This is a genomic window from Bacillus sp. 005/A4HT-01/001 (assembly GCF_004634445.1).
Lineage (GTDB): Bacteria > Bacillota > Bacilli > Bacillales > Bacillaceae > Bacillus > Bacillus altitudinis.
Genome location: NZ_SEIZ01000008.1, coordinates 21371 through 36230, shown reverse-complemented (window position 1 = coordinate 36230; position 14860 = coordinate 21371). Strand labels below are relative to the sequence as shown.

At 40.2% G+C, this 14860-nt stretch carries 16 protein-coding genes; 4 read left to right on the top strand and 12 right to left on the bottom strand.

All coding sequences use genetic code 11. The features are described from left to right. Positions 1-24: 24 nt before the first annotated feature. Entirely contained in the window at positions 25-900 is an 876-nt protein-coding gene (locus ES896_RS18020) for a hypothetical protein (protein ID WP_060832204.1), read from the bottom strand. A 156-nt stretch (positions 901-1056) separates the two neighbouring features. After that, positions 1057-1563 carry a YhcN/YlaJ family sporulation lipoprotein gene (locus tag ES896_RS18015; RefSeq protein ID WP_008349054.1) on the bottom strand — a complete coding sequence of 169 codons (507 nt, stop codon included), beginning with the start codon at positions 1561-1563 and terminating at the stop codon, positions 1057-1059. A gap of 153 nt (positions 1564-1716) precedes the next feature. Between ES896_RS18015 and ES896_RS18010 the strand changes: the two genes are divergently transcribed. Continuing rightward, entirely contained in the window at positions 1717-2133 is a 417-nt protein-coding gene (locus tag ES896_RS18010; RefSeq protein WP_135227128.1) for a spore coat protein, read from the top strand. Positions 2134-2168: 35 nt separating this feature from the next. On the opposite strand, the gene ES896_RS18005 is transcribed toward ES896_RS18010, so the two are convergent. After that, a complete protein-coding gene (locus ES896_RS18005) occupies positions 2169-2549 on the bottom strand; it encodes a hypothetical protein (protein WP_008349057.1) in 381 nt (126 codons plus the stop codon). Positions 2550-2643: 94 nt separating this feature from the next. Between ES896_RS18005 and ES896_RS18000 the strand changes: the two genes are divergently transcribed. After that, positions 2644-3735 carry a GGDEF domain-containing protein gene (locus ES896_RS18000; RefSeq protein WP_019743742.1) on the top strand — a complete coding sequence of 364 codons (1092 nt, stop codon included), beginning with the start codon at positions 2644-2646 and terminating at the stop codon, positions 3733-3735. Between the two features lie 211 nt (positions 3736-3946). Next, a complete protein-coding gene (gene cspB / locus ES896_RS17990) occupies positions 3947-4147 on the top strand; it encodes a cold shock-like protein CspB (protein WP_008349061.1) in 201 nt (66 codons plus the stop codon). Positions 4148-4258: 111 nt separating this feature from the next. On the opposite strand, the gene ES896_RS17985 is transcribed toward cspB, so the two are convergent. The 9 genes from ES896_RS17985 to queG all read right to left on the bottom strand — a co-directional run bounded on the left by ES896_RS17985 (position 4259) and on the right by queG (position 14099). Continuing rightward, a complete protein-coding gene (locus ES896_RS17985; RefSeq protein WP_135227127.1) occupies positions 4259-4618 on the bottom strand; it encodes a hypothetical protein in 360 nt (119 codons plus the stop codon). Positions 4619-4631: 13 nt separating this feature from the next. Then, positions 4632-5156: a flavodoxin family protein gene (locus tag ES896_RS17980; RefSeq protein WP_041507547.1), complete on the bottom strand. Its 525-nt coding sequence runs from the start codon at positions 5154-5156 to the stop codon at positions 4632-4634. A gap of 17 nt (positions 5157-5173) precedes the next feature. Beyond that, positions 5174-6793, bottom strand: coding sequence for a DHA2 family efflux MFS transporter permease subunit (locus ES896_RS17975; protein ID WP_017360372.1), 1620 nt, complete (start codon positions 6791-6793; stop codon positions 5174-5176). A 39-nt stretch (positions 6794-6832) separates the two neighbouring features. Next, positions 6833-7465 (bottom strand): biotin/lipoyl-containing protein, encoded by a 633-nt coding sequence (locus tag ES896_RS17970; RefSeq protein ID WP_007497037.1) that lies wholly within the window; start codon positions 7463-7465, stop codon positions 6833-6835. 362 nt (positions 7466-7827) lie between these two features. After that, complete coding sequence (gene yhbH, locus ES896_RS17965) at positions 7828-8991, bottom strand: sporulation protein YhbH (RefSeq protein WP_135227126.1); 1164 nt, start codon at positions 8989-8991, stop codon at positions 7828-7830. Positions 8992-9131: 140 nt separating this feature from the next. Then, entirely contained in the window at positions 9132-11027 is a 1896-nt protein-coding gene (locus ES896_RS17960; RefSeq protein ID WP_017360374.1) for a PrkA family serine protein kinase, read from the bottom strand. Between the two features lie 442 nt (positions 11028-11469). After that, positions 11470-11943, bottom strand: a complete 474-nt coding sequence (gene trmL, locus ES896_RS17955; protein WP_003211950.1) for a tRNA (uridine(34)/cytosine(34)/5-carboxymethylaminomethyluridine(34)-2'-O)-methyltransferase TrmL — start codon at positions 11941-11943, stop codon at positions 11470-11472. A 43-nt stretch (positions 11944-11986) separates the two neighbouring features. After that, entirely contained in the window at positions 11987-12889 is a 903-nt protein-coding gene (locus ES896_RS17950) for an amidase domain-containing protein (RefSeq protein WP_035392596.1), read from the bottom strand. A 61-nt stretch (positions 12890-12950) separates the two neighbouring features. After that, positions 12951-14099: a tRNA epoxyqueuosine(34) reductase QueG gene (gene queG / locus ES896_RS17945; RefSeq protein WP_135227150.1), complete on the bottom strand. Its 1149-nt coding sequence runs from the start codon at positions 14097-14099 to the stop codon at positions 12951-12953. An 83-nt stretch (positions 14100-14182) separates the two neighbouring features. Between queG and ES896_RS17940 the strand changes: the two genes are divergently transcribed. Next, a complete protein-coding gene (locus ES896_RS17940) occupies positions 14183-14779 on the top strand; it encodes a hypothetical protein (protein WP_017366901.1) in 597 nt (198 codons plus the stop codon). Positions 14780-14860 lie beyond the last annotated feature (81 nt).

Sequence of the window (14860 nt, the reverse complement as noted above, 5' to 3'; positions counted from 1 at the left end):
AAAAACGGCTAACCTATTTACAGGTCAGCCGTTTTTTCTTTGATAATTCAGTTTAAATTGCTCTTCAAAATCTGTGAGACGTTGTCCTGTCGCTTGTTCAAACCCTCTATCAAAACGACTAGTTTTCGCCGTTTCCTCCATGATCTCATGTATGACATCTCGTCCATAAAGCTCCACAAGCTCATAGATCATATAGTAGCTTTGTAAATAAACATCTGTCTCATACGTCGTGCGAGATTCTTGCCAGTCTTGATCAGAATAAAGAGATTTAAAAGGAATGACGTCAAACCGTTCAGACGTGGCGTTCAGCACATCATAGGCCGTCCATTCTGCTGTTCCTTCATGGAACCAAAGAGGAAAGACGACTGGAGATACATTGTATGCATGCACCTTTTCATAGAAAACAAAATGGGCATACTCATGAATGAATAACGTGTTGAAAAAGTATAAAGGCAGTGTCTCTTTCTTCAACAATTCTTCCCGTTTATCTGGGTATAATCCAATCATATGATCAACATCAGAATAAAAACCTGTAATATGCTTGATGCCAGCAAATTGCTCAATCGTCTCTTTATCATCAAAATAAATGATATCTAACGGTTTATCAGCTTCATACTGAAACACTGACATCGTTCTCTTCTTTGCCTGCTCAAGCGCTTCTATGGTCAGATCGACAAAGGCGCCCTCATCCTCTGCATAGTAGATTCGAATATGTTCATAGACTTGCTTATTGAGTCCTTCCGTTAAGACCGTTTTAGGCGAAGAATGCTGCTCTAGATATTGCCCTGCCAGCTGGAACGCTACATAAATCAAGTACGCAGTGAACGCATAAAAAATCAAACCTGCTGCAATCATTCCGCTTACAAGTTTTTTATGAATTAATGACGGTTTTGCTTTCATTTACTCCCCACCTGAATTCATCCTGCAACCTCTTTCTCTTTCTATGAAAAAACAAAGATCAACAAGAGGTGATATATTTTTTACTTTATGCAGTCAGGTGCGCAAGGTGCGGTTCCAAACAAAAAAGCCGCATATGACATACGGCTTTTGTCGTAGCTATTTTGATTCAGGGAAGACACGTCGAACCGTTTCAGTAAACTCGTCGAAGAATCCTGAAATTGGTTCTCCACTTCTAATACGTTTTCCGTACCCTGCCATACGATCGACAAAGTCTGGATTAGCAGATACATACACATTATCAATTTGTTGATCCGTCGATTTGACTTTGTCAGAAATTTTCTTTTTCAAATCGTCTGTTACATCTCCGCTTTTATTGCCTTCAAGCACGACAGCAACAAATGCATTTTTCCCTGTGACAAGTACGTTCGCTGTTTTCACTTCAGACATGTTGGCAACAAGCTCTGATGCCTTATCTGCCACTTTCACCTTCTGAGGTGTTTGCACATTTGGTTGATCCTGTCTCATGTTGTCGTTCTTATATGTGACATTTTCATACTGTCGTTTCATTGTTCCTCTTCGTTCATCGCCTTGGTTGTTCATTCCACACCCAGCAGTGATCAATGTTGGAACGAGTAATAAAGATAGCATCCATTTCTTATTCATCAATTGATTCCCTCCTTTTGCTCATAGGTTTTTCATCCAGCAGACTTTTTATGCACACATCCTCTATTTCAGCAATGAATTCATAAATCAGCCTTGATTGGTCATCCTAAACATGATGAAGAAGTATCATCACGATCAAATGGAGGGATTCGTTTGTTTAAAAAGAGAAAAGGTATGAGTACTGGTGCAATGATCGCAGCATCAACAGCCATCATTGCATTATTTTCACCACTATTACGGAGAAGACTAAGCAGCATGACTCAAATGAATTTGTCCTCAATGATGAAAGGCAAAGATCAACACCATCATGAGCCATCTCGCCATGAGTCCCATTCGCATTCACGTAAAGACTCAAAAGGCACGGCTGAAGTAGGTCAAATGATCAAGCAGGCATTCACCGCTGTCCAGCCCAATGAAACAAATCAGCATCAAACATCATCAAAAACATACCAAACTCATCAGCCGCCGAGAAAGTCTTACGCCCAGTCTCTTCACATTGATGAAAGTGTCATGAATGTAATGGATGATGAATCCATTCAGCAAGTGCTCAATGACATCGAGCACAAATAACTAAAACAGGAGCCTTTTTTCAGAAAGGCTCCTGTTTATTCTCCTGAAAAATGCTCTTTCACCATGATGCAGAAGGAAGGCAAGAAGGTGATTTCGATCGTGATAACAAACCGTTCCACACCATCTAATAGTATCAACAGCTCTTTTTCATGCTGCCGATCCTTTTTTATTTCTACATGTCGCACAGTTTTAAAGGCATATACTCCTAAAACGGATGCGTCCTTTTTTCGAACAGCCTTCAAAGAAAATTCTTGTACTCCAAGAGACATCGTCACCACAAATCGCTCTTCCTCATTCTCAAACCGAAACGTTAGATCTTGATATTCAATGGGCATATCTCGTTCAAATCCTTCATCAGGCCACGTCTCAAAAAAAGAAAGCCAGTCTGTTCGATCTGGAAATTGTTTTCTCCTCATTTTAAACCCCTCATAAGTGAAATTTTTATTAATTATCTTGTTTCCCCTTTTCTTTTGCAACAAATTTTAGTAATTTTAAAAAGGTGATTTTATTTTGCTAAGAGACCTCTTTATTAATTTAACAATTCTTGTCACTTTCCATTATTTATTGATGCTTGTGTTTAAAGAGAATTTTTTAAAAAAGGAAGACACCTTGCTCAGACAAATTTTTAAAGGAATCATTTCTGGGTTACTCGGTGTCCTCTTAATGTTTTTCTCTATTAAAGCAGGACCAGCCATCATCGATTTAAGACATATCCCCCTTATTTTAACGGCATTTTATGGAGGCATTGCACAAACGTTCATTGCAGCCTGTGTGATCATTATTGGCCGATTATTAATCGAAGCCAATGTCGCTTCTTTCATTAATATTTTTTCCATGATATTTATCGCCACAGCTTCCTTTTTAATTGCTGAGCGTCATATCAATCACGTCGTAAAAATGCTGTTATCTATTACCATGAGCAACGTCATTGCGACGATTTTATTTATCATCATTGTCAATGAAAGATCGTTTGAACTGCATACTGCCTATTGGATTTTCTCGTATATTGCCGGTTTATTTAACTTTTATGTCATTGAGCATCAAACAAAAGCGTATCAGATGTTAAATTTGTATAAATTCCAAGCTCATTATGACTTTTTAACTGGTGTTTTAAATAAACGGAAATTCGATGAAATATTAAGTGATGCTTTTTCTCTGAACTTAAAGCAACCTATCCATCAAATGTCCTTGATTTACCTAGACATCGATTATTTCAAAACCATCAATGATCAGTATGGACATCATGAGGGAGATATCGTTTTAAAAGAAATCGGAACAAGGCTAATTAAGAACACAAGAAGCTCTGATTATATTGGGCGAATCGGCGGTGAAGAATTTGCTGTGCTTTTACCGAATTGTTCCGTTGAAAAAACATGGCAAATTGCGGAACGTTTACGAAAAAAAATGGCGGATCACCCAATTTATTTACAAAACGGAACATCGATTCACATTACGGTGTCAATTGGCTGTGCTTATGATGCAGGAACAAGTGAAAACATGAAACAATTACCGATTATTGCAGACCAGGAGCTCTATAAAGCGAAGCAGTCAGGCAGAAACCAAGTGAGCTTTTCTGGACGTAAAAGAGAACACTTAACATAGGCTTTTTCCTCAATTTGTTAGCGCTAATTATTTTTAAAAAAGTTTTCGTATAACAGTTGTTTTTTCCCGCAAACACTGGTAAAGTAAAGGTAATTATTTTTGTTCGTATCATCTTTAAGAAGAAAGTTTTGAAAGAGTTTTCGTCTTTGAAGTTTGTGTAAGAGCAAGAATAGTGAATTTAAGCGTTAAGATCGCTTTAGGAGGAAATTTCATGTTAGAAGGTAAAGTAAAATGGTTCAACTCTGAAAAAGGTTTCGGATTCATCGAAGTAGAAGGTCAAGACGATGTATTCGTTCACTTCTCTGCTATCCAAGGCGAAGGCTTCAAAACTTTAGAAGAAGGTCAATCAGTTTCTTTCGAAATCGTTGAAGGTAACCGTGGACCACAAGCTGCTAACGTTAACAAAGCGTAATTTAAGAGCATCTGCTCTTTTAGCACTTTATAGAGTGAAGGAAAACCGCTCGGCTTATGTCGGCGGTTTTTTTGTGTAATAAAAAAGAGAACCTGACGAGAGGTTCTCTTTTTATTTGTCCTTCTGCTTTAGTTTCTGTAAAGCAGAACGATACATATCATCATTCATTTTCGTCTCTGGTTCTTCTTCTTTGACAGGTGGTTCTGGCTGTTTAAACTTTTGAAGCGCCTGTCTATAGAAATCATCACCTGACGGAGCATCATCTGCCTGAGAAGGCTCTGACGCTTTTTCTTCCACTTCAGGCTCTACAGGTCTCGCCGCAACTTCTGGCTCGCTATGCGGCACGTCAGGATGATTCGATACATCTTCTTTGATCTCTTCCTTCTCGGCCGAAGCGTGTCTGACATTGAACGCTACTAATCCGATAATGACTAGAACAGCAGCTACTAACGCTACAATAATCGTCGCCAAAAGAACCCTCTCCTTATCGCTTAAATGACGCAGTGACTGATGCTACACGTCTTCCTAATGCTTTCCCCAGCTCAATGCCTTCTGAAGAAATCACTTCATCAGAATCAATCGGGCACGTCACACCTGCTCCATAATAAGAGCCGTATAACGCATTTTCTGGAACATTTCCAGGAAGGCCGACCACAAGCATCCCTTGATGGAACATTGGCGTAATCAAATTATGCATCGTCATTTCTAATCCGCCGTGTGTTGTTGCAGTGGTACAGAAAACGGCACCGACTTTATCGATGAGTTTTCCTTCTGCCCATAAATACCCAAGACGGTCAATCCAAGTCTTTAATCCAGAACTAATGGTACCAAAGTGACCAGGGCAGCCCCAAATGATTGCATCCATTTGATCAAGCTTGCGGATATCCGCATCTTTCACATGATCAATGAACACTTCAGCGTGCTCTGTTTCACCTGCGCCAGCTGCAATCGCTTCTGCAAGTGCTTTTGTATGGTCACCTTCACTATCATATACGACATAAATTTTCATGTACGGTCCCTCCACACTTATCTTGCATCTTGGTTTGCTTCCTTAGGTGCTGGAAGCAATGTCATTTCTTGTTTCTTATCCTGCTTTTCTTTTCGCTTTTTATCCTTACGTACATCTCGCAGGAACAAGCTGAGAATCACACCCGCTGCACAGAATAATGTCACCCACATGTAAGCATCATTGATGCCCATCACATTGGAATCGACTTGTGCTTTCGTAAAGAGCTGGGTCGACACATATTTTTGAGCAGCTTCTGCTGTCATGCCCATATGGTGCATCACATTAGAGACAGCCGCCTGGAATGAATTCATAAAGAACGGGTCAGCCGTATTCGTTTGATCTGCCATATTGGAATAATGGAATGTCGTGCGATTTGTATAAATCGTCGTGATCAAACTCGTACCGATCGAACCACTGATTTGTCTCAGTGTGTTTGACATCGCTGTACCATGACTGTTTAAATGCTGCGGTAATTGGTTCATCCCAGCAGTCATGACTGGCATCATCAAGAGTGACATACCAAAGGCACGTACTGCATACATGAGCACAATGTGACTATAAGATGTATCAATCGTCAGCCTTGTAAACTCGTATGTGGTGACAACCGTAATCAGCATCCCCACAATGGCAAGTGGACGAGGTCCAAATTTATCAAACAAGATCCCTGAAATTGGAGACATAATCAGCATCGCAAGTGCCCCTGGAAGCATTAATAACCCCGATTGCAGTGCAGTAAACCCAACGAGGTTCTGCAAGTAGATCGGAAGTAAGAACATCCCAGTGTATAAGGCAACGGTAATAATAATGTTGATAACACTTGATAATGAGAAAATGCTGTATTTAAACACGCGGAAATCAAGCATCGGATTATCCGCTTTTAGCTGTTGGAAAATAAAGAGAATGATCGCAATCGCACCAATGATAATCGTAGATAGAACAATTGGATCTGTCCAACCATCACTTCCCGCTTCACTCACTCCGTATAGAAGCGAAGCAAAACCAACGATCGACAGAATCGCACCAAGACTGTCCAGCTTGATTTTTTTAGGCTCTACAATATTTTTAAACATAAAGAAAGCCGCGATAATGACAATCGCACCGATTGGTACAAGTCCATAAAACATAATACGCCATGAATAGTGTTCAATAATATAACCAGATAACGTTGGTCCGACAGCTGGCGCAAACATCATCGCAAGACCAAAAATCCCCATTCCTTTCCCTCTGTTTTCTGGAGGGAAAATAAAAAGGATTGTTGTCATGACGAGCGGCTGTAAGATACCGCCACCGACTGCCTGAATCAAACGACCAATCAGCATCGTAGAAAAGTTTGGCGCAATACCGCAAATAAAAGTCCCTAGTGTAAATGAAATCATCGCCACGAGGAATAAGCTGCGCTGGCCAAAACGTGTGATTAAAAACGCAGATAACGGAATGAGCACCCCGTTGACAAGCATGTAACCTGTTGTAAGCCACTGAATTGTCGTCGCACTCACATTAAATTCAGTCATTAAATGGGGCATGGCTACGTTCAAAAGCGTTTGGTTTAAAATCGCTACGAACAAACCGGCCATTAAAATGATCAGTAAAGACAAGGAGCCTGCTCCCTGTTTTGTCGCTGCAGGTTGATTTGCCATCTCAGACAACCTCCTTTCATTTTTTGATATCAGTCATCATTAAGATGAAATTTTGACAGAAGCATTCATACCTGGAAGTACTTTGTCAGATGGATTTTTAATTGAAATTTTCACTGCTACTTTTTGTGTCACTTTCGTGTAGTTACCACTTGAGTTTGTTGCTGGCAGCATATTGAATGTTGAGTTTGTTGCATAACCAATTTGTTCAACTGTTCCTTCAAATGTTGTATCAGGATCGCCGTCTACAACGATGTCCACTTTGTCGCCTTTTTCAATGTTCTTAATGTCTGTTTCTTTAATATTCGCTGTAATGTAAAGCTTGCTTAGGTCAATCGTTTCACCAAGAACTGTCCCAGGCTGCACTTGTTGGTTGTTTTGTACTTCTTTTTTGACTAATGTGCCATCAGCCACTGCTTTAATGTTTGTTTTTGCTTCTCCTTCAACTTTTGCAACTGTGCTGTCTTTTTGCACTTCGTCACCTTCATTGATGTCCCAGCCTTTAATTTGTCCAGCTGCTGGCGCTGTAATTTGGTACATGTCACCTGTCACTTTTGCTTCATCAGTTTTTACGAAGTTTGTGCTTTCGTAGTAGTAATAAGCACCTCCGGCAATAATGGCAAGAATCACAATAAGGCCAATAATATTCGTTAGCAATAAACGCCCTCTGTTCATGTTTTGTTTCTCCTTTCATGTATAAAAATATAGTGTCATCTGCTTTAGCAAACTTAGAATGCCCATCATCTGACAGATTATGAAACAAGCTCATAGAGCTGCCTGTTTCCCCTTTTTCTACTCCGCTGAAAATGGTGTGCAGCCCATTTATACTTATTGTTCACTTATGAGCAAAAAGCAGAAAAAGAAGAAAAGACGATCGGCATCTTTTTTGAAAAACTTATATTTAACAAGATTAAATATTAATAAATGAAAATTGAAATGTCAAAGAGAAAGTTTTACTTTTTTTCTGGTGATCCCTTCCTTCTCCACACAAAAAACCTTTCAGCCCTTATGCTGAAAGGTTTTTTTGAATGTTCTCTTTAAGAAAGAACTTCTTCCTGCTGAAAAAATTTTTTTAATGCGAGAAAAACGTCTGATTTTTGCTTCAAAATATAATGCTTAAATTTCTCATCCTGAATATGTTTGTATGCTGACATTAACGTAGAATGCCGATTATATTGATTCACTTCACCATAACAAAATAAATTGGCTTTTTTCATAATTTCAGAAACGAGCTTCACGCACCGTGCATTATCAGAGGTCAAATTGTCACCATCAGAAAAATGGAAAGGATAAATATTATATCGTGACGGCGGATATCGTTCGTCTATGAGCTCTAGTGCCTTTCGATAGACAGAAGAACAAATGGTTCCCCCGCTCTCTCCCCGAGAGAAGAAGTGCTCCTCGTCTACGACCTTCGCCTCTGTATGGTGGGCAATGAATTCGATCTCGACTGTCTCATACTTTGTCCGCAAGAAACGTGTCATCCAAAAGAAAAAGCTTCTCGCCATATATTTTTCCCAAAGCCCCATACTTCCGCTCGTATCCATCATCGCTAGGACAACCGCTTTTGATTCTGGTTTGGTGACTTCATTCCACGTCTTATATTTAATATCCTCTGGATAAATGGGATAAAAGGAAGGGCTTCCTGTCATGGCATTTCGTTTAAATGCTGACAGCATTGTTCGTTTTTTATGGATATTACCGGTTAACCCCGTTTTGCGAATATCATTAAACTCAATTTCCTCGACAACGATATCATCAAGTTCCTTTTGTTTAAGATTTGGTAGCTCCAGCTCACGAAACAGCGCTTCCTCTAAATCCATTAATGAGACTTCTGCTTCGTAATAATCATCACCGGCTTGATCTCCAGCACCTTGCCCTTTTCCCTGCCCTTGCTTACTGTCAGATCCATCCCGAGCGACCACATCGCCAACCTGGCTGTTTCCATCCCCCTGACCTACATGCTTATTCTTATCATAGTTGTACCGAATTTTATATTCATCTAAAGAACGGATCGGAATTTTGACCACATCTTTGCCATTAGACATGATGATGCTTTCCTCTGTGACAAGATCCGGCAAATTGTTTTTAATCGCCTCTTTGACTTTTTTCTGATGACGCTGCTGGTCATCAAAGCCTTTTCGATGGAGGGACCAGTCTTCCTGAGACACAATAAACTGACTTTTTTCTTGCCGGGACATCCATCCCCCTCCTCACCTTTTTGGACAATTCTTGTAACCATCGATTCCATTATCGTATGCTGGCCGTCGTCGAAATGACGACGATTTCTAAAAAAGACATTACTGGTGCTGGTTTGCGCCAATAATGCCTCCTTCATTTATTAACGATTCAGAAGACTACCTACATATTTTAAGAGTTCGTTTGCACTTGTGGAATTATAGCCATGCTCATCAATCAATCGCGCCACTACTTCATTGACCTTCTTCAACTGCTGCTCATCCGGCGTTTTCGTCGATGTCGTAATTTTCACGACATCTTTCAAATCGGCAAAGAGCTTCTTCTGAATGGCTTCTCTTAATCTCTCATGAGAATTATAATCAAAGCGTTTGCCCTTTCTTGCATAAGCTGAAATCCGAATAAGGATTTCTTCTCTGAATGCCTTTTTGGCGTTTTCAGAAATGCCGATCTGTTCCTCAATTGAACGCATGAGCTTTTCGTCAGGATTCATTTCTTCACCTGTTAACGGATCACGCAGTTTGTTTTTATTGCAGTACGCCTCAACATTATCTAAGTAATTATCCATGAGAGTTTTCGCAGACTCCTCATAGGAATACACAAATGCCTTTTGAACTTCCTTCTTCGCCATATCGTCATACTCTTTTCGTGCGACAGAAATAAAATTCAAATAACGTTCCCGATCTTCACTTGAGATCGATGGATGCTGATCGAGTCCTTCTTTTAAGGAACGGAGGACATCCAGTGCATTGATGGATTCCATGTTCTTTCGAATAATGGTGGATGAAATGCGGTTAATGACATATCTCGGGTCAATTCCGCTCATTCCTTCGTCATGAAATTCCTTTTTCATCTCATCAATATCAACAGATTGGAAACCTTCGACACTTTCCCCATCATACAGTCGCATTTTTTTCACCAAATCGATATCAGACCGCTTCGGCTCCTTCAGCCTTGTCAAAATAGAGAACATCGCAGCTACCTTTAGCGTATGCGGCGCAATATGAACATCTGAGACATCACTTTCTGAAATCATCTTATGATAGATGCGTTCTTCCTCTGTCACCTTTAAATTATAAGGGATCGGCATCACAATAATTCTTGAGTGTAAAGCCTCGTTCTTTTTATTCGAAATAAATGATCGGTACTCCGTTTCATTCGTATGTGCAACAATCAATTCATCCGCACTAATCAACGCAAAACGCCCCGCCTTAAAATTTCCCTCCTGCGTTAATGAAAGAAGATGCCATAGAAATTTCTCATCACACTTTAACATCTCCTGAAATTCCATCATTCCACGGTTCGCTTTATTGAGCTCTCCATCAAACCGGTACGCACGCGGGTCTGACTCTGAACCAAATTCAGCAATCGTTGAAAAATCAATACTTCCTGTTAAGTCAGCAATGTCCTGAGATTTCGGATCAGACGGGCTGAAGGTACCAATGCCGGTCCGTTTGTCCTCTGAGAAAAAAATTCGTTCCACTCTCACATCCTCAATGCGGCCACCGTATTCCTCTTCGAGCCTCATCAAGTTCAAAGGTGATAAATTCCCCTGCACACGTATGCCGTATTCTCTATAGAAATCCTCCCGCAGATTTTGCGGAATGAGATGAAGCGGATCTTCATGCATTGGGCAGCCTTTAATCGCATAGACTGCGCCATGATCTGTTAGTGAATACTCTTCCAGCCCTCTTTTCAGCCTTGTGACAAGCGTCGATTTCCCGCCGCTGACTGGCCCCATTAACAATAAAATACGCTTTCTGACATCTAAACGTTTAGCCGCAGGGTGAAAATACTCTTCCACTAGCCTTTCCAATGATTCCTCTAAACCAAAAAGCTCCTGATCAAAAAATTTGTAGGTTCTGACCCCATTCTCCTCTTCAATCCCGCTGTCCTTAATCATATGATAAACGCGAGAATGAGCAGATTGAGCGACAAGTGGATTTTCTTTAATAATATCTAAATATTCGCTGAAGGTGCCTTCCCATTTCAGTCGCTGCTCTTCTTCTCTGTGCTGTTCAATTTTCTTTAAAATATCCATATGAACCTCCTCTTTCAAGATTGAAGCTAGAAATCAGATACTGTTTTACAATCTATGCGGAGGCGTCCTATTACATGCTTTCGTTCTTCAAAATGACGAATTGGCAAACTGAATTGACAACCATCCGCAAGACCCTTCATAATAAAGGAAAAACAGGAGAAAAATGATCTTCATCTCCTGCTTTTCAAGGCGAACTTCACAACATATGAAACCGGCAGCGAAGGAACAAAGGGATAAGGGGGAGCTTATATGAGAACGGTCATTATGATGGGCGTCATCATTACGTTTTTAGTATCCATTTTCACAGCTGGCTACGAAGGCAAGCCTGGTAAATGAAAAAAAGGATGTTCCATCAGCGGAACATCCTTTTTCATTTCGTTCATATTTTCAGTACTTACATATTCACTGAAAGCGAGATCGGATCTCGGCTTTTATCATGTTCTTATATCAAATCTCGGTATTGCTGCTGGCGAAGCGCCTCATACACAAGAATCGCTGCCGTATTCGATAGATTCAGTGAACGAACATGCTCTGTCATTGGTAAACGTAGACAGCGATCCATATTCCGTTCAATCAAATCTTTTGGCAATCCACTTGTCTCTCTGCCAAATACGAAGAAGTAGTCTTCATCTAGTTGCGAGTAATCGAACGTTGTATGCGGCTTTTGCCCAAACTTTGTGATATAGAAAAATTGCCCCTTCGGATGAGCCTCAAACAATTCATCTAATGAATCATGATAGACGACATTGGCATATTTCCAATAATCGAGTCCTGCACGCTTCAGCATTTTATCATCTGTCGAAAAACCAAGCGGACGAATCAGATGAAGTGTTGTATTTGTTGCTGCACATGTTCGCGCAATATTTCCAGTATTAGCTGGAATTTCTGGTTGATATAAAACGACATGAAGTCCCAAAAAAGTTCACCTCTAATTTTCTTTTCCGCTCAACATTATACCATTAACTATCCTTTGGAGCATCGTCCAAAATGTGAAAAAACGTATAACGAATATTAGGTGTATAAGCCGTTGAATCTTCATACGACCAGTAACGCATACGGCTGTCATACGTTTGTGCATTCACAAGAGGCATTCCGCCTTTATCATGATCAACGACAATGGTTGTATGATTATACCTACCGTCACCTTCAAAATCGTAGCAAATCACATCACCTATTTGAAGCTCTTGCGGCTCGTTGAGTTTCTTTGCTCTCAACCCCGCTTTGGAATTGGCTAAATAATTTTTCATCGAATGTGCCACCGTCCAGCTGTAGCTCCATGTATGTGGACGAACCCACCAGCCAGATCCACGGTTCGGATATCCTCTCGTTGGCGCATTCCCTGCTTTTAGACATTGTGAAATAAAATTCGTACAGTTATCTTCAAAATTTTTATATGCTGGATTCCGTTTATTCCAATACGTCTCAGCATATTGAACAGCTGCACGCCGGTCATAGTGAAAAGCTCTTCCAAATTGGTCATCTTTTTGGAAGCGCTCATCCACCTGATCTTCCTTTTGTCGTTCTTCTAACATCATCCGATCTTTCACAAGCATGTCGTTATAAAGAAACGCTTCTCTTTTCTCAACCTGTTCCTCTAAATAAAAAGAATCGTCTATATCCTTACAGACATAAGTGAGGTGAGCGAGATATTGTACTTGCTGAGCTCCATCATCTTGAATAGCTGAATCGAGAAGTTTTGCTTTTGCTTTCGCCTTGACAATCTCAACTTGTCTTCTTGCAAACAGCTCTTTCTTTCGCTCCACAGCGTCCACATCAGACATCAGCTGCGGCTGTTTGATCGTACTGCCATTTAATAAATATGCCAGTCTGTCTTCTAACGTTTGTTCTAATAATTGTTTCACACAGACACCACCAAACTTTTTTTAACATCTCTGTTTGGTTCATTCTATGTTCAATGGGAGGTTATTTAGTATTTAAAGGTGTTTGTAACAATTCAATCCCTTTGATGATCTCTTGTTTTGCTTCTTCATCACTTTCCCACTCAAGGGCTTTTTCCAGTTCTGAAAGCTGCTGACCATCGCCAATTTTACCGATTGCCCAAGCAGCCGTGCCTCGAATGACCGGTCTTGGATCTTTATGCATCAGGTCAACCAAATCTGGCAAAGCAGATGTATCTTTAAAGTGAGCAAGTGCCAAAATGGCATTCCGCTGAATAGGCTTTTTCCCTCGCCATGATCCAGAAACATGACCATACTTCTCTTTAAATTCACGATTGCTGATTGTCAGCAGTGGCTTTAAGAGCGGCTTTGCAATTTCAGGGTCCGGCTCCATTTCAGGATGTAGATGAAAGTCTTTCCCTTTATTAATTGGGCAGACCGTTTGGCACGTATCACATCCATACAACCGATTTCCTATTTTCGAGCGAAATTCGTCAGGTAAAAACCCTTTTGTCTGTGTTAAAAACGAAATACACCTTTGAGAATTGAGCTGGCCTGGATTCACAAGAGCACCCGTTGGGCATGAATCCACACATTTATTACAAGTTCCACACTGGTCTTCTATTTTCTCATCCGGTTCAAATGGAACATTTGTAATCATCTCAGCCAAATAGACATAAGATCCGAACTCTGGTGTGATAATCATACAGTTCTTTGCACTAAAGCCAATGCCAGCACGTTCGGCTACAGCACGGTCAGACAATTCACCTGTGTCCACCATTGATTTTGTCCGTATATCTTCGTGTTTACTGCGCAAAAATTCTTCAAGCATGTCGAGCTTTTTTTTCAGCACAACATGATAATCAGTTCCCCATGAAGCCCTGCAAAAAATCCCTCTTCTTGCATCCTTTGTACTTCGGGGAGCATCTTTCATTTTGGAAGGGTATGCGAGCGCAATGGCGACAATTGATTTTGCTTTTGGAAGCAGCAAAGCAGGATTTGTTCGTTTTTCGATATCAGGTTCTTCAAAACCGGACAAATACCCTAACGATTCATGTAAGATGAGGCGGTCCTTTAATGAATCAAATGTATCAGCACTTGCAAATCGAATTTTATCGACACCAATTTCGTTCGCATATTGAATTAATTCTTCTTTTAATTGTCCAACATGAATCACCTTGCAAACCTCCTTTCTTTGTTTCTTCAGTTGTTTTCAGTATAATACGAGTGTATCATGACCGATTGGAGTGAGTCACTGTGAAGATACAACTGGAAATCTCCCAACCTCAAAGCCCGTCTATCCATGTTGGACAGATTGAATATTCACATATTGAGATAGGGAAATCCCCTCAAATGTTAAAAGGCCGACTGCGCCTGTTTCAAGAATCTTTGTTTTTTGAATATGAAGATCAAACTTTGGAAGAAGTACCAGCGATCAAAGAATGGACGAATCTTCTAGAAGGTATCCCCTTTCTTCCGCTTCTTGCTGATATTCAAAAAGAACAATTTATTAACTCGACCAATTCCGTACAGGATTTGTCGATATTTTTCTCACTAAAATATTTCTTGCCTATCCTCACATTAGATGCCGATCAATTGAAAGGGCCTCTTTCATTATCCAAAAATGAAACTGGTCATATTGAATGGCAGGATGGCGCAGAGCTTAAAGGGTTATTTTCTCAAGCAAGTAAAGCTCAAATTTCTCAAGACACAAAAAACATTCTTCAAATCATTCTCTTCCCACCATCTATTTCCCGGGAAAAGAGTGAGGCACTTATACAATCCTTGACGAAGATGTTTATACAAATACATGGTGGAGAAAGCAAATATGAACTCATTGAAAAAGCACTGTAGGTCACAGTGCTTTTTACATTATACTGACATAATAAAAAACGCAACACTTCGTTTATCTATGAAACGAAATACTGCGTTATA